This window comes from Succinivibrio faecicola, from assembly GCF_019448115.1.
GTDB lineage: Bacteria > Pseudomonadota > Gammaproteobacteria > Enterobacterales > Succinivibrionaceae > Succinivibrio > Succinivibrio faecicola.
The window spans coordinates 1-24,626 of sequence record NZ_JAGFNY010000032.1; the positions used below are offsets into that span (position 1 = coordinate 1).

Consider the following 24,626-nt stretch of genomic DNA (forward strand, 5'->3'; position numbering starts at 1 on the left):
TTTTAAAGATCTGCATTAACGCTTGGTTAATGTTCGTTGTCGTTCGTGACAACGGAAATGCATTATAGACTTTTTTTAATTCTTGTCAAACATTTTTTTTATTTTTTTTAATATTTTTTTTGATCTTTATATCAATTCTGATTTTTATGCGATTCTTATATTTCAAATTGTTCTAATTTTTTGAAGCCAAATTTTCTAACCATCTTCAATCTGTCATCATAATTTTCAAGAGTACCTGTATAAAATGCTCTGTCTTGCTTTTTATTAGTATCTATCATTGCAGATTCTTTTATTACTGTTTTTACTCTTCTTCCTATAGCTTCACCTGAATCAACCAATCTTGTTTCAGGCATTACTTCCTGTATCACATCCTTTACAAATGGATAATGTGTACAACCTAATACAACTGTATCAGGAACAACAGGAGCGTTTGTAAAAGGCTCTAATATTTTTGATACTGCTTTTTTATCTACCTTTCCTGTAGTCAGTCTGTTTTCAGCAATCACTGCTAAATTAGCGTTTCCGACCTTTATTACGTTACAGTCACTTGCAAATGAATCAATAAGATCTTGAGTATATTTTCTTGATAGTGTTCCAGGAGTTGCCAAAATTCCTATTACTTTATTTTTAGAGATTTTTGCCGCAGGTTTAATTGCAGGAACTACTCCTACAATTGGAAGTTTAATATGGCATCTTAATTCAGGAAGTGCAACCGTACTTGCTGTATTGCAAGCAACAACAATAGCACTCAGTTCAAACCTTGAACAAGCTACTTCAATTAATCTGTCAACTCTTTCAATTAAAAAAGATTCTGTTTTATTTCCATAAGGAAAGCATTCATTATCAAAAAGATAGTATGCCTCAATTTCATTGTTCAGCTCTTTTACTGCCTTAAATACAGACAGTCCGCCAACACCTGAATCAAAAAAAAGCACTCTTTTTACTTTCACTTTTGGCTCTAACACTTTAAGATCTCTATATTCAAAAAATTATTTAGGACCGCTTACTATGTTACAGACTTTAATTGGAAAAACCGATCCTCAAAATTACGATCAATATCTTAAAGAAAAAATCTCTAATGTGGTTACATTATTTAAAAAAAATAATCTAACCATTGATAATTACAGTGTTTTTGAATCACCAAAAGAATACTACAGAATGCGTACTGAATTCTGTGTATTCTTTAATGAAGACAGATCTGATTTCAATTTCTGCATGTTTGAACCTAACACAAAACCAAAAAAGAGAATAGAGTTACAGTCTTTCCCTGTAGGTTCAAAAGCTATTAACAAAGCAATGCAATTGCTAAAAAAACATTTGCTCTCTTATAACGAGCTAAAACATAAACTTTTCCAAATTGATTTTTTATCAAACCAGTCAGGTGAGATCATTATTGCACTAAATTATCATAAAGCAATTAATGAAATTGAATTTAAAAAGAATATCAATGATATTAAAAGGCTGTTTTTAAATGAGGGATTAAAAGCTCAGTTTATAGGAAGAGCAAAAAAACAACTCATATTAGCTGACACTGATACTATTTTAGAAACAATCCATACAAAAGATCGTGATTTTTATTTATATCAGGTTGAAGGAAACTTTTCACAACCAAACATATACGCTTGCCAGAACATGGTTCAGTTCGCAAGAGATTGCTGTACAGACTGCAAAAACGTTGATCTTATAGAACTTTACTGTGGAAGTGGAACATTCACTGTATGTCTTGCTGATCTGTTTAGAAAAGTTATGTCTACAGAAGTATCAAGAGTACCAACAAATACTGCGCTAAAAAATATTGAAAAAAACAACATAAAGAATACTAAAATTGCACGTTTATCAGCAGTTGAAGTTGCTCTGGCATTAAACAATGTACGTGAATTCAACCGATTGAAAGAGGCTGACATTGATATTCATGAATACAATTTCAACACTCTATTAATCGATCCTCCTCGTTCAGGTTTATGTGATAAAGAAGCCCTTGATTTCACAGCAAGATTTGACAGAGTTATATATATTTCATGTAATCCAGAAACTCTTGTAAGTGATCTAACATATTTAACTAAGACACATGAAATAAAGAGAATTGCTTTCTTTGATCAGTTCCCCTACACAAATCATCTTGAATCAGGTATTTTGCTAGAAAAGAAGTAGCTTATTAACTGAATAATGCATTAGCAATAAATGATTCTTTATATTTGAAAGATATGTAGAAAAATGCTCCTAAAGAATATTTAGGAGCATTTTTTATTTCTGATAATTATGTAAAAACACTATTATCTTTTAGATTTTGTATTTCTCTGGAAGAGGTATCTGATTTACGCCTGATGCTACTGCTGCTCTTGCAACTGCGCCAGAAACTGTATTGCGTAGACGAGAATCCATTGGTTTTGGAATCAGATACTCTCGACCATACTCAAGATGATCAACCTGTGCAGCCTTAACAACTTCTGCAGGAACAGGAAGTTTTGCAACTTCACGTAATGCATTCATTGCTGCTTTCATCATTTCTGTATTGATACAGGTTGCTCTAACGTCTAAAGCACCACGGAATAAGAATGGGAAACATAAAACATTGTTAATCTGGTTTGGATAATCAGATCTGCCAGTACCCATAATGATGTCCGGACGCAATTTATGAACAACATCAGGATCAACTTCAGGATCTGGATTTGAACAAGCAAAAATAACCGCCTTGTCAGCCATATGAATGACTTCTTCATCATTAATTAATCCAGGACCTGATACGCCTAACAGAACATCGGCATCCTTCAAGGCATCCTCTAGAGTCTTTGGACCTGCATCATTTATAAAACGTGGTTTTTCACCATTGTTATACTGTGGTCTGTCAGAACGAATTACGCCATGACGATCAACCATAAAGAAATTCTCTTTCTTAGCACCACACTCGATCAGAAAATCTGAACATGCAATACCAGCTGCACCAGCACCTACGCAAACAACTTTACAGTCTTCAATTTTCTTACCCTGTAATTCAACTGCATTCAAAATACCTGCAGTTGTAACAATTGCTGTACCATGCTGATCATCATGGAATACAGGAATATTGCAGCGCTTAACTAACTCACGTTCGATTTCGAAACACTCTGGTGCTTTAATATCTTCAAGATTAATACCACCGAATGTATCTGCAATACACTCAACTGTTGTAATAAAATCTTCTACAGTCTTGTGTTTTACTTCAATATCAATAGCGTCTATACCAGCAAAACGGTTGAATAATAAAGCTTTACCTTCCATTACTGGCTTAGAGGCTAATGGACCTAAATTTCCTAGACCTAAAATTGCAGTACCATTAGAAATAATGGCAACGCTATTACCTTTACCTGTATATCGATATGCATCGTCAGGATTCTCGGCTATTTCACGAACAGGAGCTGCAACACCTGGACTGTAAGCTAATGTTAAATCATCAGCTGTTTCTGCTGGCTTTGTTAATGCAATTTTAATTTTGCCAGGAACAGGATTCTCATGATAAGCCAATGCTCTATCATGTAATAATTTTGCATCGTGTGACACGGTATACTCCTTATGTCTACTCAAATAAGAAACTGATTAATACTCTTAAAATAAGAATAGGCGACAAATAAAAAAAATGGTTAATTTTAACCAAAAAAAATTCTGAAAATTAATTACAAATCACGTCATTTTTTATTACTAACGTTATTTAGTCTAACATTTCAGAAAATAATATTTGAGAGTTATTTCAAAAATATATTTTTTTAAAGGGGCTTTGCGTTCAATATGACGAGATAATCGCATAAATATGCGATTGATACTGATAAGATTATTTTACGTTTTTTTGGTCTATAAAAGAGCAAAAGGCCAGCAAATGCTGACCTTTTTAACTTACGACGCTAAATTAGTGCTTAACAGCGAAAGCTGAAATGCCACCAAAACGCTTCTTGAATGCCTCAACACGACCACCGGTATCAACAATCTTCTGCTTACCAGTGAAGAATGGATGGCACTTTGAGCATACGTCTAAGTTTAAATCGTGACCTGCAGTAGTACGAATTGTGAAAGTATTGCCACATGAGCAACGTACGTTCACTTCCTTGTACTCTGGATGGATATTCTCTTTCATTTTGACCTCATTGTGTGTCGCACTTTCAGCCGCACTTGCGCCGAACACCACACACCTATAAATAGAAACGGTAGCAAATAATATAGAAAAAATACAATGATTGCAAGAAGAATTAATGACTTTTATCTGTTTTATATACAGCATGAAATTAACTGTTTAATTATTAACAATTATTCTATTCTTGAAAAAGCAAAGATAAAGAACAAAAACGTTAACTATCAAATAAATTTTTTGTAATATACAACATATATTTTTTAGGAATGCTTTTATGAATAAAAGTCCCGACTTTAGAAACACTCTTATGGAAGCATTAGGTATGAAAATATTACCTATGCAAAATGGTAAATATTACGCATCAATGCCTGTGGACCATAGAACTGTACAGATTCAAGGATGTCTACATGGAGGAGCATCAATTGCCCTTGCAGAAACATTAGCTGGTTATGCATCTTCAACACTGTGTAGCCAAGAAGAGTTTCCTGTTGGTATTTCAGTAACAGCAAACCATATAAATACAGCGTGTGCTGGCACTGTAATAGCCGAAGCAACACCAATAAAACTTGGTAAAAGGTTACATCTGTGGCAGGTGGATATACTCAATGATAATAAGGATATTCTCAGTACTGTAAGAATCACCAATTATCTTATCTCTCACAATTCCTAGGAGAACAAATTGACTAGAGAATGGAAAAAAATAAAAGAATATGAGGATATTCTTTTTGAAATTTTTAATGGCATAGCAAAGATTACAATCAACCGACCAAGATACCGAAATGCCTTCACTCCACAGACTGTAGCAGAAATGAGTGATGCTCTGTACTACTGTCGAGAAACAAATGACGTCAGAGTGGTGGTGCTCACTGGAGCTGGAGATAAAGCATTCTGCTCAGGTGGCGATATGCATGTTAAAGGCAGAGGTGGCTACGTAGACGGAAAAGGAATACCAAGACTAAACATACTTGATGTACAAAAACAGATAAGATCCATTCCAAAACCAGTTATCGCGATGGTAAATGGCTATGCTATAGGAGGTGGACACGTACTTCATGTCGTTTGTGACCTGTCAATCGCATCTGATAATGCAATTTTTGGACAGACAGGACCAAAAGTAGGCTCTTTTGATGCAGGATTTGGATCTTCATATCTGGCACGAATTGTCGGTCAGAAAAAAGCAAGAGAGATCTGGTTTTTATGCAGACAGTATTCTGCAAAAGAAGCTCTACAGATGGGGCTTGTTAACACAGTAGTTCCATTTGAAGAATTAGAAAATGAAACAGTACAGTGGGCAGAAAGAATGATGGAAATGAGCCCTCTTGCGCTTAGAATGATCAAAGCTGGTCTGAATGCAGAACTTGATGGACAGGCAGGTATACAGGAACTTGCAGGAGATGCAACCATGCTGTATTACATGACTGATGAAGCACAGGAAGGTGGAAGAGCTTTTCTAGAAAAGAGAAAACCAAATTTCTCTAATTCACCACTTGTTCCATAAATGAATCACAATACATTTATTACAGATATATCGGCTCAATCTCTGAATATCAGTACAAAAAGAGCCGATAATTCAACAATAAAAGATATAGAACAATTCAAATGTGAATGGTTCTCCAAAGATGAGTGTATTGAAGCTTGTACTTCAGGATCAACAGGTACTCCTTCAAAATTGCTTTTAAATAAAAAGCACATGATGAACAGTGCCATAATGACATTGTCATATCTAAAGATTCCAGAAAAAGCATCTGTCCTTCTTTGTATGCCACTTAAATTTATCGGCGCAAAAATGATCTTGGTTAGAGCTCTTGTGGGTAACCTTCGTGTAATTGCAGTTACTCCATCATCACATCCACTAAAAGATCTGACTGAACCACCTTATTTTGCAGCAATGACGCCAGCTCAGGTTGCATCATCTTTAGATGATAAAAAGCAGGCAGATTTACTAAAAAGGATAGATACACTTATTATTGGTGGTGGACCTGTAAATTTAGATTTATTTGAAAAAATCAAAAATTTCAAAAACAATATTTATTCAACATATGGTATGACAGAGACAATGTCTCATATTGCTTTAAAAAAGCTGACTAACGGATTTGAGAAAGAATACCACCCTTTCTGTGGAGTTGAACTAACTTGTGATGAAAATAACTGCCTTATTATCCGTTGTAAAAATCTTGGAATCTCGTCTTTAAAAACAAAAGACATTGTTGATTTCAATGAAGATGGAAGCTTTATAGTTCGAGGAAGACTAGATAATACAATTAACACAGGTGGTATAAAAATTCAAATAGAAGCTATAGAAGAAAAGCTCAGTCAGGCATTAGACTTCGATTTTAATATTTCATCTGTTGACGATCCTGTTCTGGGAGAAAAAATTGTTATTCTTGCAAACAAAAAAATCAGCTTGGATGAATTAAAAGAATACAAGAATATTCTTCCAAAATACTGGGCTCCAAAAGAGAGTTTCTACACAGAAAACCTTCCCAAAACACAATCAGGCAAACCTGCTAGATCTCTGATAAAAAGTTTAGTAAATCAGCTTAAAAATGAAAAAAATTCTAAATAGCCTAAAGGAATATGGCGCACTTATATCCGTCATTATATTTTTTTCAGGTTGCATGAAATCTGCTCCTGAATTTTGCAACTTTTTTGACTACACAACTCTTCTTGGAAAATTCGGAACCATCGGAGACACTGGTGCTAACTTCCTTGGAAAAGCAGATACGTCAGTAAGATATGCATTTATGTTTGCGCTTTCAATCATCCCAGGAATAATGCTGTCTTTAGGAATAATGAGTGTTGCAACAAAATTGGGAGCTATAAACGCAGCAAGCAAAATCTTAACACCTGTATTGAAGCCACTTATGGGACTTCCAGGATCTGCCACTATGGCTTTGACAGGGTCTCTACAAAGTTCTGACTCTGGAGCAGCTCTTGCAAGAGACTTATATGAAAACAAACTCATAACAGATAGACAAAGAACTATTTTTGCAGCTTTTCAGTTTTCATCAGGAGCATCCATTGGGGTTTACCTTACAGCCATACCACTGATTTTACATGGACTGACAGTAGCTTTTTTAACACCTTTAGCTGTAATTATTGTCTGCAAGATAATTGGTGCAAATTTGATTAGATTTATGGAATTTGTAAGGTTTGGTGCAGATTCTCAATCAAACACTTTGGACCATAACTGTCTTAACAAAATTTCTGACTGCAGTAATAAAAGCCTAGGTCAAACTTTTGTAGATGGAGCCGTTAGAGGTTGGCATTTGGCAATAGAACACATGCTACCAAACGTTATTATGGCTTATGTTTTAATCACTATTTTACAAAAATCAGGATTAATGTCCGTTATAGGCACAGTTCTCTCCCCAGTAATGAATATTTTTGGTCTGCCAGGAGAAGCTTTTGCCGTTCTTATTGCATCATGGCTCTCTGGTCTTGGAGGAGTGGCTGTTGCAGCAACTTTGTTCTCTGCTGGAACATTAAATCCAACAGAGCTGACAATTTTAACGCCTGCTATTTTCCTAATCGGAGCTCAGATTCAATACACAGGAAGAATTCTTGCTGTTATGAGTATTCCTTACAGATTATATAAATATATGTTTTCAATCAGCATAATAAACGCAGTCATTTCTATGATAATAATGTCATTATTACTAAAATATTAGACTTTTTTTGCTTTATTCAATGTAGATAAGAAACGCATAATTATTTTTGTTGCTATGATAAAATCAGCATAAATGTATTCTGATTTGTTTATTTATTCATGACATCAACTATCGTAAATGTTGCACTTAATAGGCCTCTTTTCAAAGAGTTTGCTTATGTTATCAACAAAGAAATTTCTGATTCTCACATAGGATGCAGAGTAAAAGTAAATTTTGCTAACAGTACGATGATTGGAGTTATCACTAAAGTTGGTGTAAAAAATAACTCTTCAATAAAACTAAAAGAAGCAACTTTAATAGATGAACAAAGTTTTATTACAGATGATGTAATAAAAATGCTGGAATTTGGTTCAAACTACTATCAATATCCTCTTGGTCAGTGCTTTAACGTAGCCCTTCCCAAATTATTAAGAGAAGGAGGAGCCTTCTCATATGAAAAAATACCAGCTTTACAGTTGTGCTGTAATATAGATGGAGAAATACTAAAAAAGATAAAATCAGATGATCAGAAGAGAATTCTTGATTTACTCAAAACTGGACCAATTCAAAGAAAGGAATTAAGAGAGAGAGGTTTCTTAAGTTCAACAGAAAATGCTCTTATAAAAAAGAAATTAGTTGAAATAATAAATATAGAAAAAAAAGAGAATGAGGCATTTTCAACAGAAAATATTCTCAAAGAGACACCTCCTCAGGCTAACACAGAACAGTTATCTGCAATTTATACAGTTCAAAAGAATTCGGATTTTAAAGTATTTTTGATCAATGGAATAACAGGATCAGGTAAAACAGAGGTCTACCTAAGAATAATTGAAGATGTTCTGAAAAAAGGTAAATCTGTTCTGGTTTTAGTACCAGAAATATCACTAACACCTCAAACTTTTGACAGATTTTACAGAAGATTCAATGTTCCAGTATCATCCGTCCATTCAGCCCTGTCAGATAGAGAAAGACTTGATTCTTATATTGATATGGCAACAGGAAACTCAGGAATTCTAATAGGAACAAGAACTGCCGTATTCACTCCTATAAAAAATCTTGGGCTAATTGTTATCGATGAGGAGCATGATTCTTCTTTTAAGCAGAATGATACTTTCAGATACCACGCAAGAACGCTTGCTATAATGAGAGCAAAAATCAATAACTGTCCTGTTATTCTAGGAAGTGCTACCCCTAGTCTTGAAACTTTATTTAACTGCTATAAAGGTCTATATTCTAGAATTGATCTCAAATACCGTGCTGGTGGTGCTAGTTACCCTGATTTTGAACTAATAGATCTCACAAAGGAACCTGTTACCGAAGGTCTAAATAAAGGCTTAAGCCAAACCTTAGAAGATAGAATCGGAGAGGAAACAGCAAAAGGTGATCAGGTTTTACTGTTTTTAAACAGAAGAGGATATGCACATCATCTTGTATGTCATTTGTGCGGTCATGTTTTTACCTGTCCTAATTGTGACAACATTCTTACTGTTCATAAAACCAATCACAGATTACAGTGTCATATTTGCGACACAATATTTACAGCTCCAGAGAAATGTCCTGTCTGTGAAAATACACAACTGTTTGAACAGGGATTTGGTACAGAACAGGTAAATGATTATCTAAAGGATAGATACCCTGATGTTGGCATAGAAAGAATCGATAGAGACTCAGTCACAACAAAGAATCAGCTAGAAATAAGGTTAAACAGAGTAAGAGATGGAAAATCGCTGATTATGCTTGGAACTCAAATGCTAGCAAAAGGCCATGATTTTCCAAATGTTACTATGGTCGCTATGTTAGATATAGATTCGTCGCTTTTCTGTGATGATTTTAGAGCTATGGAAAACACCGCTCAATTACTAACTCAGGTTGCAGGTCGAGCAGGTCGTGGTACAAAAAAAGGTAAGGTTATTATTCAGACCCATCATATCGATAATGAACTTATTAACGATCTAATTAATCCTCAATGCTCATACATAGATATCGCAAATAAACTGCTTGAGACTAGAAAAAAGCTATCTTTGCCCCCATATTCATATCAGGCATTTATTCTTTGTAACAGTTCTATAAGAAATAAAGCTTTTAATTTTCTGTCTAATTTGTCTGACAAAATAAAAACATTTAAGGATAATTATTCAAATTTAGTAATAACTCCTGTCATGTCTGATAAAATGGAGAAAATTCAGAATAGGTTCCATTTTCACATTCTAGTAACCTGTACTGACAGAAATGAATTAAGAAAATTTTTAACTCAGGTTCGTAATACTGTAGAAGAACAGACCGTACCTAACGATATAAGATTTGCAATCGAAGTTGATCCAATTGCAATGTACTAATAAAACTTGGAATTTTTCATGAAACAGCTAATCGAGAATTTAATTAAACAAAGTATCAATAAATTTGCAGATAATACTCAAATCGATGAAAAAGTATTATCAAACATCAGAATTGATAGAACAAAAGATCGTTCACATGGTGACTTTGCTACAAATATAGCAATGATCCTCTCAAAGCCTCTGAAAAACAATCCTCGAGCTGTTGCACAGTTGCTAGTAGATAATCTTCCTGAAGATTCTCATATTTCAAAAGTTGAAATTGCTGGACCTGGATTCATCAACTTTTTTATAAATAAGGATTCTATTTCAGATGCTCTTAAAGCTATGAATGAAGATCCTAGATTAGGAATTTCAAGAGTTGTTTCTCCCAAGAATATCGTTGTTGATTACTCTGCTCCAAACGTAGCAAAAGAAATGGCAGTTCACCACATCAGATCAACCGTAATAGGTGATGCTGTTGTTAGAGTTCTTGAATTCTTAGGTAACAATGTAATCAGGTCAAACCACATTGGCGATTGGGGAACTCAGTTCGGTATGCTTATTGCCTACCTTGAAAAAAAAGAAAATGAACAGGGTTCTGGCATGGATTTATCTGACTTTGAAGCATTCTACAGGGAAGCAAAAGAATGCTACGACTCTGATGAGGAATTTGCAGTTAAGGCAAGACGTTATGTAGTTCTTCTTCAAGGTGGCGATGAATATTGCCGTACCATGTGGAAAAAGCTTGTAAAGATGACAATGGATCAGAATCAGATGCTTTACGACCGTCTTGATGTCACCCTATCAGACAAAGACATCATGGGAGAAAGCTTATACAATGACATGCTCCCTGTTGTTGTAAATGATCTGATAGACAGAAAGATTGCTGTTGAAGATAAGGGAGCTATCGTAGTTTATCTTCCACAGTTCAAAAACAAAGAAGGCAATCCTCTTGGAAATATCATCAGAAAGAATGATGGTGGATTCCTTTATACAACAACTGATATTGCATGCGCAAAATACAGAGCAGAAAAGTTAAAGGCGGATAGAATTCTATACTTTACTGATTCAAGACAGAGTCAGCACCTAGAAACAGTTTGGGCAATCTGCAGAAAAGCAGGCTATGTTTCAGATGCAGTATCTCTTGAGCACTGTCCTTTTGGAATGATGTTAGGTAAAGATGGACATCCTTTCAAAACACGTTCAGGTGGAACCGTAAAACTTCGTGACGTTTTAGATGAAGCAGAAAACAGAGTAACAGCTTTACTCAAGGAAAGAAAATCTAACCTTTCTGAAGAAGAAAAGAAAACTGTTATCCATAATATTGCTATGGGCGCAGTTAAATATGCAGATCTTTCTAAGAACAGAACCACTGATTATATTTTTGACTGGGAACAAATGCTTTCATTTGAAGGAAATACTGCTCCATACCTACAGTATGCATACAGCCGTATCTGCTCAATATTCAAGAAAGCAGGTGATTTAAAACCAGGAAAGATTATCATTGCTCATGAGGTTGAAGAAGAGCTTGCAAATAAGCTTCTTGCATTCAACGATGCTGTTCAGTCTGTTGGTGCAAAGGCACTTCCAAACTTACTATGTAACTACATCTTTGAGCTTTCTAACCTATTCATGAGATTCTACGAGGCTTGCCCAATTCTTAAAGACGGTGTTGATGAAAACACTAAGGTTAGCCGCTTAGCTCTGTGCGAACTTACAGCAAAAGTAATTAAGCAAGGACTGAATCTGCTAGGCATTAACGTAATGGAGCAAATGTAGAGTGAAGGATATTAAACAGCAATTGGCTAAATTTATTGATTCAGTAGTTTTCTTTTTGATGAAAAAAGATGAAAACTCATCAATAAAATACAAGAATCTTGCAATTGCAATATCTATAGTTGTAGCAGTTTTAATTGCTGTGATTATTTTATTTGCAAGCTGTTCTTCAAAGACAATGATTAAGCACCCTGCTGATGTTAATTCAGAAGAGGTAAGCTTTGAAGACAACAATGCAATTGCTGTTGATCCAACAGACGAAAACGATCTTGTTGCTCAGTCACAACTATTGTCTCAAAACAGAGAAAACATCAACAGCAATGAATTACAGCCAATTGTCATTGAGGAGCAATCTCAAACAAACGAAAGCAATAATTCGGCTGCAAGTCAGGCTGAACAGCAAATCGTAAAGGAAGATAATATACAACTTCCAAGTGAAGTATCGTCCCATGAAGAAACTAATACTGTTTTCTTATACTGTAATCAGTACAAAACACAAAAAGAAGCATCTCAGACAAAGGCAAGCATCGCTTTCTCTCTTGGCATGATGTCATCTATTGTAAATAAGGGTGGATACTATCAGTTAAAATTAGGCCCTTTTGGTAATCGAGAAGAGGCACTCAACATTTTCGAACAGTTAGATAATCAAGAACTTGTTGATGAATGCACTCTTGAGCGTAAGGAATAAACATGACAACAATTGTATCAGTTAGAAGAAATGGTATTGTTGCAGTTGGCGGTGACGGTCAGGTCACAATGGGTCAAAGCACCATTTTAAAAGGCAACGCAAGAAAAGTAAGAAAAATTTTTCATAACAAAGTTATCTGCGGATTTGCAGGTTCTACTGCCGATGCTTTTACATTACTTGATCTTTTCGAAAAAAAACTGGAAGAACATCAGGGAATTCTTGAGAGAGCCTGTATAGCCTTAGCAAAGCTTTGGAGATCTGATAGAGCTCTTAGAAAACTTGAAGCTATATTGATTGTTGCTGATAAGAACGACTCGCTTATGATAACAGGCACTGGTGATGTGGTAAGAATGGATGACGATGTCCTTGCTACAGGCTCTGGTGGAAATTATGCTCTAGCTGCTGCAAGAGCTTTATTTGATAATACAGATCTTTCTGCTCAGGAAATAGTAAAGAAATCATTGGACATCGCATGCAATATCTGCGTATTTACTAATGAAAATCATATTATCGAAACCATAGAGAATTAGAATGTCAGAATTAACACCAAAACAAATAGTTAACGAATTAGATAAATATATTATCGGTCAAAAAGAAGCAAAAAAGGCCGTAGCGATTGCCCTCAGAAACCGATGGAGAAGAATGCAGGTGCATGAATCAATCAGAGGAGAGATTGTTCCAAAGAACATTCTTATGATTGGACCTACTGGCGTTGGTAAAACAGAAATTGCTCGTCGCCTAGCAAAACTTGCACATGCTCCTTTTGTTAAAGTTGAAGCAACTAAATATACTGAAGTTGGCTATGTTGGAAAAGATGTAGAATCAATTATCCGTGAGCTTGCTGAAGTATCAATGAAGCTAGTTAAAGAAGAAGCCTTCAACTTAAATAAATCTAAAGCAGAAGACGCTGCAGAAGAAAGGATCTTAGATATTCTTCTTTTAACACCTAGTGCAACAGATGATGAAAAAGAAAACTCATCTGCAAGACAGATGTTAAGAAAGAAGCTTAGAGAGCATGCTTTAGACGATCGAGAAATAGAAATTGAAATTTTTGATAAGAGCCCTACCGTTAATGTTATCGGCGGAGCTCCAGGAATGGATGATATTAACGATCAGCTTCAGTCAATTTTTGATTCAATGACTGCAAATAAAAAGTCATTGAAGAAAATGAAAATTAAGGATGCACTAAAGATCCTGACTGAAGAAGAGGCATCAAAGCTTACTCAGAATGATGATTTAAAATCAAAAGCTATTGAACTTGCCGAAAACAACGGTATCGTATTCATCGATGAAATTGACAAAATCTGTCAGGAAGGGCAAGACAGAGGCGTTGTTTCAAGACAAGGCGTTCAAAGAGATCTTCTACCACTGATTGAAGGTTCTGCTGTTAATACTAAATACGGCATGATAAAGACAGACCATGTTCTCTTCATTGCATCAGGTGCTTTCCAGATGTCAAAACCATCTGACCTTATTCCTGAACTTCAAGGAAGACTTCCAATCAGAGTTGAACTTAACCCTCTGAGTGCTGATGATTTTGAGAAGATTCTAAAAGAACCTCATAACAGTCTAACAAAACAGTACCAGATGCTTCTTGCAACAGAAAATGTTGATATCAAATTTGAAGACAGTGCAATCAAGCGTATTGCTGAAGATGCATTTAAGGTAAATGAGAAAACGGAGAATATTGGTGCACGCCGTCTTCATACTCTAATGGAAAAAATTCTTGAAGAGATTTCATTCAATGCTAGCGAGAATTCTGGTAGCACTGTTGTAATTGACGATGCATATGTTGATGAACATCTATCAGATATTGTAGAAAATGAAGATGTAAGCAGGTACATTCTTTAATGGGTAAAGAGTTAAATCGTAAAGAACAGTGCCTTTTCAACGAAATTGAAAAGGTTTCTGATACATTTGAAAAACTTGTTTACGACTATAATAAGTTGCAAAAAAGTTTTTTAGAAAAGCAAAGAGAATTTAACTCATTACAAAAAGAATTTATTCTTTTAAAAGAAGAAAACCAGCATCACAAAGAAATAATGCAGACATTAAAAGAACGCTTAAACAGCGTTCTTTCAAAACTAGAAGAGATTGATTCTGAAGAAGAATAAGATGAATAAATGTTATTTTTCTTTCTTCTGATGGTACAAATGAATCAGCGCAAATAAGAATGCACCTACAGTTGATGCAATGCCTAATGCAATAGTATATCCAATTACATTTTCAAATAATGGTATTACAAAAATTCCACCATGTGGAGCGCATGCTGAAGATCTAAAATACATTGACAGTGCACCCGCCGTTGCAGATGAAATAATACATGCAATCTTCATCTTTAGCATATCAACAGATAAAAATGGAATTACTCCCTCTGTAATAAATACACATCCTTTTCCGATGGCAGACAAAGCATGTTTCTTTTCACTGTCTGAATATACTTGAGGAATAAGAGCACTAGAAATACCTGCTGCTAAAGGTGGAACCATGCCTCCGGCCATTACACTTGCCATAATAAGGCCTCCAGGTCCTAACTCAGGAATGCAGTCAGCTAATAAAAGAACACCAACAGCATAAGCAACCTTATTGAATGGGCCACCCATATCTGCTGACATCATACCTCCAAGAATAGCACCTACAACAACGAGAATTGATGTTGGAGACTCCTGGATAAAATTCTGAATATATGTATTTAGTAATTCAGCCGGTATATTTGTAAAGAACAGAGCAATTGCTGATGTAAACAGAGATCCCGTGACAGGATATAAAAGCAAACCAACAATAGCATCATGACCTCGCAAGAACTTCGATGCAAAATTTGTAACAAGCAACGACACTCCACCTGCAATAAATCCGTTTATAACAGCACCAATTACCCCTGACGATCCTAAATCTGCCATTACACCGCCGGCAAAACCAGCAACTAAAGCAGTTCTACCTCGAATAGAAAATGCAATAAATGCAGAAAGAATTGGGAAAAGCAATGTACCAACGCTGTATCCTATTCTATCTAGGAAAAAACCTATTTGTGTTCCCTGAATAAGCTCAAATCTAGCTAGAGCTGATAATATACCAGCACATGCAACAATAGGCATAATATAAGTCATACCGCTCATAAGATGACGATACAATCTCATAAAAAATGATGATGAGCTGTTTATTACACCCGTTTGATATCGAGGACATTTTGGATCTAAAGCCTGTTCGATTAGCTCCTGAGGACGACGAACACCATCAACAACGCCTACACGAACTAAAGGCTTTCCAATGAATCGGTCCATATCAACGATTCTATCGGCAGCAACAATTACACCTTTTGATTTAGCTATATCTTCAGGAAGAAGTCTGTTTCTGTTACCAGCTGCACCATCTGTTTCAACTTTGATGGTGATCCCCATTTCTTTTGCCTTGTTTTCTAAAGCTTCCGCTGCCATATATGTATGGGATAAACCTGCAGGACATGCTGTTACGGCAACAAGGGTATATGAATGATCTGCACTGTCAGAATTTTCTTTTTGCTCTTCTTCTATGATTTCTTGTTTTTTATCTTTCTCTATTTCGTTTTTTTCAGCTGTATTGATGATTTTTAGGAAACTATCTACACTCTGGCAGTTTATTAGAGTATCTCTAAATTCTTCTGAAACAAGCAATGTTGATAGTCTTGCCAATACATCCAAATGTGCATCTGATGCTTGATGAGGGGAAGCAATTAAGAAAAACAGCTTACTTGGCTGACCATCTAAGCTTTCAAAATCAACGCCCTCTGGAACAACCATTGCTGCAAGCGCAGGTCTCTTTACTCCAGCACTCTTTGCATGAGGAATTGCTACACCTGCGCCAAGGCCTGTAGAAACTTTCTGCTCTCTTTCAAATACAGCAGTTCTGAATCGCTCTTTATCTGAAAGGCAATCAGTATTTGAAACAAGATCAACAAGCATATTTATAGCCTGTTCTTTTGTTTTAATACTACATCCAAGACTTATAGCTCTTGGGTCTAATAAATCGCAAATGTGCATCTTTATATCCTCGGTGATATTACTATCACATGGCTTACTTATGCAAAGGTTATATTTGTCTAATATCTATTACAGGACACAATTCATTAGCTTTTTTCATGTCATTTTCTGTCATAGCTAAAGTCTGATCCATATCCAATGAAGGCATATCCATAGAAGGATGTCCTACTACTCTTGCAGGAACACCAACCACAGTACAATGAGCAGGAACATCAGCAAGAACAACAGAACCTGCACCGACAATCGCACCTTCACCAATTCTGATATTTCCAAGAACCTTTGCTCCAGCACCTATCATAACGCCCTTTCCAACTTTAGGATGGCGATCGCCCTGTTCCTTTCCTGTGCCACCTAAAGTAACATCGTGCAATATAGAAACAGTATCAGCAACTACTGCAGTTTCACCGATAACGATGTTTGTAGCATGATCAAACATGAGACCATTTCCAAGTGTAGCTGCAGGATGAATATCTACAGAAAAAACTTCTGATATTCTACTTTGTATGTAGGATGCAAGGTCTATTCTGCCCCGTTTCCAAAGCCAGTTGGCAACTCTAAAAGATTCAATGACATGTGGTCCTTTAAGGAAAAGTAATATTCTAACTATTGATTTTGAAGCAGGATCTCGATTTGCAACAGCAAGAACATCTGCAACTGCAGATTTCAATAAATTCGGATCTTCTGTATATGCTTGCATACATACAGAGAACAACTGCTGACGATCTACTTCTCTTGATGCAAGCTTTGAACTAATTATTCTTGCAAGGCAAACAGAAAGAGATTTACAGGAAAGGACATGTCTGTTTAACAAATCTTCTAATACAAGCTCATTTTTTGCTATTTTTTGTGATTCTTCAACAAGATCGTTCCAAAAGACATTTACGTCATTCGGATCCAATAACTCAGACATTTGTGTTTCCGCTACAAATTAGTATTACTGTTTAATATTTCAATTATACCTTTTTTGATCGTTCAGAAAAATAATCACTATTCTGTTTTATCTTCTGCAGAATCAAAAAAAACAACATCCTCATATGTGGACTGTGTATCTGGCTCCATATGCAAGATAATTTCTGCATCAGGAAAATCTATTCTTATCTTTTTTTCTATCTCATCAACAATATCGTGAGCCTTAAACAGATCCATATTTCCATCAAGAACCAGGTGACCTTGAATATAAACCATAGGACCTGCTCTATGAGTTTTTAAATCGTGAACCGATTTAACATCTCCAATAGAATGGATAGCATTAATGATTTTCTTTATTGAATCTCTGCCAAGAGATTTATCAAGTAATGTCTGAACAGCTCTAAATCCTATTACATACGCTCCTTTCATAATGAAAAGACCAATAAGAGATGCAAATAAACCGTCAGCCCACAAATATCCGTAATAACTCAAGGCCAAAGCTAAAAGAACACCTATATTCAAAGTGACATCAGAAAGGTAATGCAATCTGTCAGCACTAATTGCTTCACTTCTAGTAAGTCTATAAACATAAGTCTGAAGTAATACAAGCAAAACAGTAATTACAATACTTATGACAGATACAATAATAGCCAAATCAAGATATAAAACACCTTGAGGATGTAAGCATCTTTCTATTCCATGAATAACTAGAAGAACAGATGAACCACCGATAAATGCAGCCTGAGCAAGAGATGCTAAAGCCTGTGATTTATGATGACCATAGCGATGTTCCTTATCAGGAGGAGATAAAGAAAATTTCAAGGCAAGTAGATTTACAAGAGATGCTAAAAGATCAAATATAGAATCTGTTAACGAAGCAAAAATAACAGTAGAAGAGCTTATTACCCAAACAACAAACTTTATGATAATAAATAAAATTGCGGTAGCTACGGATGCTCCGCCTGCAATCATTACAAGCTTTTTATATCTTTGCAGTTCCACTGAACTGTTCATTTTTTGCCTCTGACCTGTTCATAGAAGAATACATCTTGTTGGAACAATTATATATCAGTATGAAGTTTAGCTGAATTAGTTCAAGACATATAATAAATGAAGATCTCATTAGTTATTACTTTTTGAAGAATCTCACCAAATATCAAGCAAAACTTTGATCAATGACATAACTTAATGCATTTATTGAAAAAAATTACTATTTTTATATACATCTACACGTACTTTTGACTAAACTCATAATAGTATATAAAAAAATAAAAATATTAGTTCGCTTGTTTTTCAAACAGGAGATGCGGCGTAATAACCGCTTTTATGAAAGATGATTAGTGTGATAAATAAAATTTTAAGATTTTTCCTGTACTTTCCGTTCAGAATTACAACTAATAGCGAGACTATTCCTTTTGAGCCACTAAAGCAGATCAATATTGATAAAACCAAAATTATTGTCTATGTTACTGTTTCATCTTCTGTTGGTAATATCATGGCAATTGAAAGAGCAGCACAGAAACTAGGCTTGCCTTCACCTTTTGAAAAAATTAATCTGTATGGAATTTCTATTCCAAGAATCTGCTATCTGAGATCTCCTGGTTTCATCTCCGGCAAAAAAACAAAGTATTACGATTTAGAGGAAACATTCAGACAGTGGTACAAATTCTATGAAATTACAGGAAAAGATATTCAGGTTCTTCCAATCACAGTTTTATGGTCAAGAAACCCTGGCTATGAAAAGCTTGCACTTTCTGGCATTAACTCTGCTACCCCTTCACTCAGAAAATTCTTTAATCTGACCTTTGCTGGTCGTGATAACTGCACTATTTTCTGTGGAAAGTTTAATATCAGCGAATCAAAAGAACGTTTTGATAATTCTCTGTTTTCTCATGATCTAAACAGAACATTCAGACTTATTTTCATAAATAAGGCTAGAACTGTAGTCGGAAAACCTTTACCTAACAGAAAAGCAATCATCAACGAAATATTATCTAAACCAGCTGTATTAGATGCAATCGAGCAAGCATGTAAGGAGAATTCAAAATCTGTTGAGGAAAATACCTTAAGAGCAAGAAATATATTGGAAGTAATGGTTGCTGATACCAGATATCCTCTTTTGAAATTCTTAAATGGAATTATCTCAAATATCTGGAACAGAATTTATCAAGGTCAGACGATCATTGGCGTTGAGAAAGTAAGAAAACTTGTTGAAACAGGACATGAAATTATCTATATCCCATGTCATAGATCCCACATGGACTACATTCTGTTAACATTCGTATTGTTCCATGAAGGTTTACCGCTACCACAGATAGCATCTGGAGATAACTTAAACTTCTTCCCTGTAGGACCACTCATCAGAAGATGTGGTTCATATTTCATCAGAAGAAAAATGAAAGGAGATGAATTCTATATCACTATATTCAGAGAGTATTTAAATTTACTGTTTGAAAATGGCTATGCAACAGAATTCTTCATTGAAGGTGGTCGCTCAAGAACAGGAAGAACACTTCCTCCAAGAACCGGTATGGTGGCAATGACAGTTCAGTCTCAGCTTCGTGGAGGAAAACGACCTATTGCTTTCGTTCCTACTTATCTTGGCTATGAGCATGTTTCTGAAGTCGGCAACTATATGGCTGAACTTAAAGGTGCAGAAAAGAAGAAGGAAAGTGCATCACAGTTACTTGGCATTTTTAAACGATTTAGAAATTATGGACGCGGATATGTAACTTTCGGTGATCCAATAGTTGTACCAAAATTCCTAGATAAACATGTTCCTAACTGGAAAAAAGATATTGATCCAAATGGAACAAAGAGACCTGAGTGGCTGAATGATACAGTTAACATGATGGCTCATAGAATCATCATAAATCTTAATAATTCTGCAACAATAAACGGTATAAATCTCTGTGCTCTGGCAATAATGAACGTTGCCGACAATGCTATGAGTACAAATCAGCTTCAAAAATGTATTGATCTGTTTATTAAACTGCTTCATGTTGATCCAAAACGAAGAGATTCTATTCCACAGGCAACAACACTAACACTGATAAAACAGGCTACAGATCTGAACAAATTCCATGTCTACAACGTTGGTGATGATATGAAGTTTGTACGACCTAGCTATGGTCAAACTCTGCAGCTAAAATATTTTGAGAATAATATTGTTCATCTATTTGCTCTGCCTGCACTGCTTGCAAACATCATCATCAGAAACGGACATATAAAACGTGAAGATGTAAGAGCTCACACCCGTTCATTATTCTACTTCCTAAGACATGAACTCTTTGTTCCTGTATTTGAAGAGGAATTAGATACTCTGATTGATAAATATCTTGATACATTCCTAATCGAGGGATATATCACAAGAGATGCGGATATGCTTTATGTTTCAGGAGATGGATTTCAGGAGTTTTTGATTCTCTCTAGATGCATTTACCATAACCTAGTTCGTTACCTCGTAGCTGCAACTGCTCTGAGAAATACAAAAGACGGAACAACAAATGTTCAAACTTTTGTTCAAAAATGCTTAACTTATTCAAAGAGATTACCGATAGAAGTAACAAATAATTCACCAGAATTTGCAGATCCTGTTTTATTCAAGATAATGTGTGATACATTTATCAGACACAAATATTTCAGTGTAAGCGAAAATGGAACAATTACTGTTAATACAGAAAAGGTTCAGAAACTTAACAATGCAGCATCACCTTTACTTGGCGCAAGAGATGTAAGAATACTAAACGGAAGAAATCTTGTCAGAAGGTACGATGGTCAGCATCTAGAAGGAAAAATAAACAGTTAAGGATATATAATATGATTAAAAATTTTTTAGTTGTCGCATTTTCTGTCTTTACTCTATTTGCTGCTCCATATGCTTATGCTGGACATGGACCAAAAGAAGAACCAAAAGAGGAAGTACCAGCTGAGCCAGAAATCGGTTACTATACAATAAAGGAAATTACAACAAACCTTGCAAACCTTAATCCTAGAGACCGATTACACTATATTCAGATTAAAGTAGGTCTGATGCTTGAAGATAGTCGAGATGCTGCTATTATTGCCGATATAGAACCACTGTTGAAGGATATTATTCTTACTATCCTTGGAAACAAAGAATTCTCTCAGGTTGCAACAAATGAGGCAAGAGAAAGAATCAGAGTTGAATGCAGAGAGAAAATATTATCAACACTTAAGGACAAATTTGGAAAAAATATTGTTTCTGATGTGCTGTTTTTAAGTTATCTGTACCAGTAACAAGCAAATAATACAAAATAGCTACAAATGGAAGTTTTGTCATTTGTAGCTTGTTTTTATATACCAGATACAGTCATATTCTTAATTAAAATTGAACCTGTTTTTATTTTTTGTCTTAAATCGATATCCTTACCAATAAATTCAATATTCATAAACATATCTTTAAGGTTACCAGCAATAGTAATACCATCAACAGAATGAACAAATTTTCCATCCTTATAATAGTATCCCTCGGCTCCTCTAGAATAATTACCACTGGCTATATCAATGCCCTGTCCCATTAAATCAGTAATAACGATACCTTCTCCTGAACATGCAAGAATATCGTCAAATTCCATGGTACGTTCTTTGTCAAAGTTAACATACCAGTTGTGAATTCCTGAAGCATGACCGTTTGATTTCATTTTTAACTTTCTTGATGAATATGAACCTAGTAAGTACTGCTCCAGCTTACCAGCTTTAACTATATCTGATACAAAAACCTTTGATCCCTCACCATCATAATTTCTTGAGCCAAACTCGCCGGTAACAAAAGGATTTTCATTGATTGTTATAAATTCAGGAAAAATCTGCTGGTTTAAAGAATCACATAAAAAAGAAGTTCTTCTGTAAACAGCAGCACCTGAAATCGCGCTCGCAAGACATGACCATATAGAAGCTGCAGCTGCACCTTTAAAAATCAGATTATATTTACCGGTTTTAACCTTCTTTGAATTTAGCTTTAACAGAGTTTTCTCAATTGCTTCGTTTACAATTTCTTCTTTTGATGACAATTTTTCAAAATTTCTTGCTATTGAATATCCACTTGCCCTTTGCATCTTATCGTCCCCCTGCCCAAGGAGAACAATTGATGCATAAATTGAACTTGCAGATGATGCATGACAAAAGCCATTAGAATTTGCTAATACTGATGTATATAAAGAGCATTCTAATGCGGAGCCATCAGATTTTTTAATTCCGTTTTTCTGATGTTCCAAAGCTATTTTTTCAAGCTCAATTGCATATTCAGCGGCAGAATCAGCATCAATGTTATTTTCGTATACGCGCTCTAATTCTTTAAAATCAGTACAGATCATGTCTTTATCGCAAAGACCTGCACAGTCATCTTCATCAGTATATTTTGCTAAGTTGATTGCATTGTTAACGCAATCTTCAAGAGCACTTTTGCTTAAATCTGTAGTGGAACATCCGCCTCTTTTCTTTCCAAGATATACAACAATTTCCATTCCGTTGTCATTGTTATATTCAATATTTTCTATTTCCTGATCTCTGCTAGATACACTAAGTCCCTTTGCGCCACCAAGTGAAACCTCGCAGTCACTGGCCCCTTGTTTAAGGGCATATTTAACAACATCAGATGCTATCTGCTCTAACCTAGATTCTTTTTCTTTCAAAGATTTAATAAAAGGACTCATCATTATTCCTAAAGAATTGGTAGTGAAGTGATACAATCACAACAGAAAACTAAACTTGCTAATTATATTACATCCATGAAAAACTTACTTGTAAAACTTAAGCCTTTCACGCTTCTAATTGCCATTTCCTTGGGATTTGTCATTTTTCTGATGTTTCATTACATGCCAATGCTTAATCCATTGAAGCCCATAGCATACACTATAAGTACTGTTATGCCTTGGATTGTATTTTTAATACTGTTTTTGGCATTTTGCAAAATAAACTACAAAGAAATGAAGCCTCATTATTGGCAGGCTATATTACTTATATTGCAGGTCATAATATCTTTCACATTAGCTTATCTTGGAACAGGCTCTGAAAATAAACTTATAAAAACACTTCTTATTGGTTGTATGGTATGTGTAATAACTCCAACTGCAGCCGCTGCCTCTGTAATAACAGTAAAACTAGGTGGCAATACAGGCGCTATTACTACATACATCATACTTGGAAATATAGTTGCATCAATTGCAATTCCAATTGTTTTCTCATTTGTTAATCCAAATATTCAAGGTGATCTTTTTGAACAATTCTTTACAATTTTAAAAAGAGTGTTCCCTGTAATTGTGCTACCTCTGTTCTTGGCTCTTTTCTTAAAACTGTTTATGAAAAGAGTTCATGATTTTATTGCTGCAAATACAAAAGATCTTGGCTTTTATCTATGGGCAACCATAATCTGCTTTCTTTCATGTAAGACATTTTCAAATATTTCTAAATCAGGATGCTCTGCATTCGAGCTTTCTGCAATGGCTTTTGCTGGACTTATTTGTACTGTTGTCCTATATGGTATTGGAAAATTTGTAGGAAACATACAAGGCCAGAGAATCAGTGCTGGACAGGGATTCGGTCAGAAAAACATGCTTTTTGGAATATGGGTTGCCTTATGCTATTTAAGCCCAACTGATGCAATTATTCCTGGAACCTATATTCTGTGGCAGAACCTTTTTAATGCTTATCAGATGTATATAAGAGAAAAGAAAATTTCTTACTGGAACAGTAAAGGAGAAAAAACATATTTTGAGTAAAACCGTAAATCGCAATCGTTTTTATTGCTTTTTTACAGTGTTTTTACAAAATTAAACGTAAATTTATTAATCCAAGTTTCAAGTTTTTTTTATCACTCTAAATTTCAAAATTTGGCTAATAATCAGATAATAATCAAATATCACACACCTTATGTGATAAGTCTCAAATATAACCTATTTTTTTTCTTACCTAAGACCTTAAGACATTATTGTCAAAAGGGTTAGGTTGGTTAACGATCTGCCATACTAACAATGGTAGATCTTTTAATAAAACTCGATCTCGATTAGAAGGCGTTGTCCTTTGGCAATGCATACTAATCTCATCGAAAAGTTCTTTAAAAATTTGATATATAGACGACAGCTTAAGTGACTGCAGACTTCTAAAAAGCTTGCTGAAGGCTGTATTGAGTTTATGTAGTTTAAGCATAGATAT

21 protein-coding genes are annotated in these 24,626 nt (G+C 35.1%); 14 read left to right on the plus strand and 7 right to left on the minus strand.

All coding sequences use genetic code 11. The annotated features are described in order from the left end of the window. Positions 1 to 155 precede the first annotated feature (155 nt). Positions 156 to 950, minus strand: a complete 795-nt coding sequence (gene murI, locus J5V48_RS08010; RefSeq protein WP_219938058.1) for a glutamate racemase — start codon at positions 948 to 950, stop codon at positions 156 to 158. Positions 951 to 1,008: 58 nt separating this feature from the next. Between murI and trmA the strand changes: the two genes are divergently transcribed. Beyond that, positions 1,009 to 2,151, plus strand: a complete 1,143-nt coding sequence (gene trmA / locus J5V48_RS08015) for a tRNA (uridine(54)-C5)-methyltransferase TrmA (protein ID WP_219938059.1) — start codon at positions 1,009 to 1,011, stop codon at positions 2,149 to 2,151. 129 nt (positions 2,152 to 2,280) lie between these two features. Here trmA and J5V48_RS08020 read toward each other — a convergent pair whose 3' ends face one another. Beyond that, positions 2,281 to 3,537: a malic enzyme-like NAD(P)-binding protein gene (locus J5V48_RS08020; protein ID WP_219938060.1), complete on the minus strand. Its 1,257-nt coding sequence runs from the start codon at positions 3,535 to 3,537 to the stop codon at positions 2,281 to 2,283. Between the two features lie 343 nt (positions 3,538 to 3,880). After that, positions 3,881 to 4,105, minus strand: coding sequence for a 50S ribosomal protein L31 (gene rpmE, locus J5V48_RS08025; protein WP_219938061.1), 225 nt, complete (start codon positions 4,103 to 4,105; stop codon positions 3,881 to 3,883). A gap of 268 nt (positions 4,106 to 4,373) precedes the next feature. On the opposite strand from rpmE, the gene J5V48_RS08030 reads away from it, so the two are divergent. The 10 genes from J5V48_RS08030 to J5V48_RS08075 all read left to right on the plus strand — a co-directional run bounded on the left by J5V48_RS08030 (position 4,374) and on the right by J5V48_RS08075 (position 14,642). After that, a complete protein-coding gene (locus J5V48_RS08030; protein WP_219938062.1) occupies positions 4,374 to 4,769 on the plus strand; it encodes a PaaI family thioesterase in 396 nt (131 codons plus the stop codon). A 9-nt stretch (positions 4,770 to 4,778) separates the two neighbouring features. After that, positions 4,779 to 5,597 (plus strand): 1,4-dihydroxy-2-naphthoyl-CoA synthase, encoded by an 819-nt coding sequence (gene menB / locus J5V48_RS08035; protein WP_219938063.1) that lies wholly within the window; start codon positions 4,779 to 4,781, stop codon positions 5,595 to 5,597. Continuing rightward, complete coding sequence (locus J5V48_RS08040; protein WP_219938064.1) at positions 5,598 to 6,665, plus strand: AMP-binding protein; 1,068 nt, start codon at positions 5,598 to 5,600, stop codon at positions 6,663 to 6,665. It abuts the gene before it with no gap. A gap of 52 nt (positions 6,666 to 6,717) precedes the next feature. Further along, complete coding sequence (locus J5V48_RS08045) at positions 6,718 to 7,770, plus strand: nucleoside recognition domain-containing protein (protein ID WP_219938065.1); 1,053 nt, start codon at positions 6,718 to 6,720, stop codon at positions 7,768 to 7,770. Between the two features lie 98 nt (positions 7,771 to 7,868). Continuing rightward, positions 7,869 to 10,085, plus strand: a complete 2,217-nt coding sequence (gene priA, locus J5V48_RS08050) for a replication restart helicase PriA (RefSeq protein ID WP_219938066.1) — start codon at positions 7,869 to 7,871, stop codon at positions 10,083 to 10,085. Between the two features lie 18 nt (positions 10,086 to 10,103). After that, entirely contained in the window at positions 10,104 to 11,843 is a 1,740-nt protein-coding gene (argS, locus tag J5V48_RS08055; protein ID WP_219938067.1) for an arginine--tRNA ligase, read from the plus strand. A 22-nt stretch (positions 11,844 to 11,865) separates the two neighbouring features. Further along, positions 11,866 to 12,528, plus strand: a complete 663-nt coding sequence (locus J5V48_RS08060) for an SPOR domain-containing protein (RefSeq protein WP_219938068.1) — start codon at positions 11,866 to 11,868, stop codon at positions 12,526 to 12,528. 2 nt (positions 12,529 to 12,530) lie between these two features. Further along, complete coding sequence (hslV, locus tag J5V48_RS08065; protein ID WP_219938069.1) at positions 12,531 to 13,058, plus strand: ATP-dependent protease subunit HslV; 528 nt, start codon at positions 12,531 to 12,533, stop codon at positions 13,056 to 13,058. A 1-nt stretch (position 13,059) separates the two neighbouring features. Then, positions 13,060 to 14,379 carry an ATP-dependent protease ATPase subunit HslU gene (hslU, locus tag J5V48_RS08070; RefSeq protein ID WP_219938070.1) on the plus strand — a complete coding sequence of 440 codons (1,320 nt, stop codon included), beginning with the start codon at positions 13,060 to 13,062 and terminating at the stop codon, positions 14,377 to 14,379. Next, positions 14,379 to 14,642, plus strand: a complete 264-nt coding sequence (locus tag J5V48_RS08075; RefSeq protein ID WP_219938071.1) for a hypothetical protein — start codon at positions 14,379 to 14,381, stop codon at positions 14,640 to 14,642. Before hslU ends, J5V48_RS08075 begins: the two co-directional genes overlap by 1 nt. A 12-nt stretch (positions 14,643 to 14,654) precedes the next feature. On the opposite strand, the gene J5V48_RS08080 is transcribed toward J5V48_RS08075, so the two are convergent. The 3 genes from J5V48_RS08080 to J5V48_RS08090 all read right to left on the minus strand — a co-directional run bounded on the left by J5V48_RS08080 (position 14,655) and on the right by J5V48_RS08090 (position 18,467). Further along, positions 14,655 to 16,544, minus strand: a complete 1,890-nt coding sequence (locus tag J5V48_RS08080) for a PTS fructose transporter subunit IIABC (protein ID WP_219938072.1) — start codon at positions 16,542 to 16,544, stop codon at positions 14,655 to 14,657. A gap of 49 nt (positions 16,545 to 16,593) precedes the next feature. After that, positions 16,594 to 17,454 (minus strand): serine O-acetyltransferase, encoded by an 861-nt coding sequence (gene cysE, locus J5V48_RS08085; RefSeq protein WP_219938073.1) that lies wholly within the window; start codon positions 17,452 to 17,454, stop codon positions 16,594 to 16,596. A 77-nt stretch (positions 17,455 to 17,531) separates the two neighbouring features. Continuing rightward, a complete protein-coding gene (locus J5V48_RS08090; protein ID WP_219938074.1) occupies positions 17,532 to 18,467 on the minus strand; it encodes a cation diffusion facilitator family transporter in 936 nt (311 codons plus the stop codon). A gap of 328 nt (positions 18,468 to 18,795) precedes the next feature. On the opposite strand from J5V48_RS08090, the gene plsB reads away from it, so the two are divergent. Next, positions 18,796 to 21,261: a glycerol-3-phosphate 1-O-acyltransferase PlsB gene (gene plsB, locus J5V48_RS08095; protein ID WP_219938075.1), complete on the plus strand. Its 2,466-nt coding sequence runs from the start codon at positions 18,796 to 18,798 to the stop codon at positions 21,259 to 21,261. 11 nt (positions 21,262 to 21,272) lie between these two features. After that, entirely contained in the window at positions 21,273 to 21,713 is a 441-nt protein-coding gene (locus J5V48_RS08100) for a flagellar basal body-associated FliL family protein (protein ID WP_219938076.1), read from the plus strand. Positions 21,714 to 21,769: 56 nt separating this feature from the next. Here J5V48_RS08100 and J5V48_RS08105 read toward each other — a convergent pair whose 3' ends face one another. Further along, positions 21,770 to 23,128 carry a metallopeptidase TldD-related protein gene (locus tag J5V48_RS08105; RefSeq protein ID WP_219938077.1) on the minus strand — a complete coding sequence of 453 codons (1,359 nt, stop codon included), beginning with the start codon at positions 23,126 to 23,128 and terminating at the stop codon, positions 21,770 to 21,772. Between the two features lie 213 nt (positions 23,129 to 23,341). Between J5V48_RS08105 and J5V48_RS08110 the strand changes: the two genes are divergently transcribed. Next, positions 23,342 to 24,193 (plus strand): hypothetical protein, encoded by an 852-nt coding sequence (locus tag J5V48_RS08110; RefSeq protein WP_219938078.1) that lies wholly within the window; start codon positions 23,342 to 23,344, stop codon positions 24,191 to 24,193. The last annotated feature ends 433 nt before the right edge of the window (positions 24,194 to 24,626 follow it).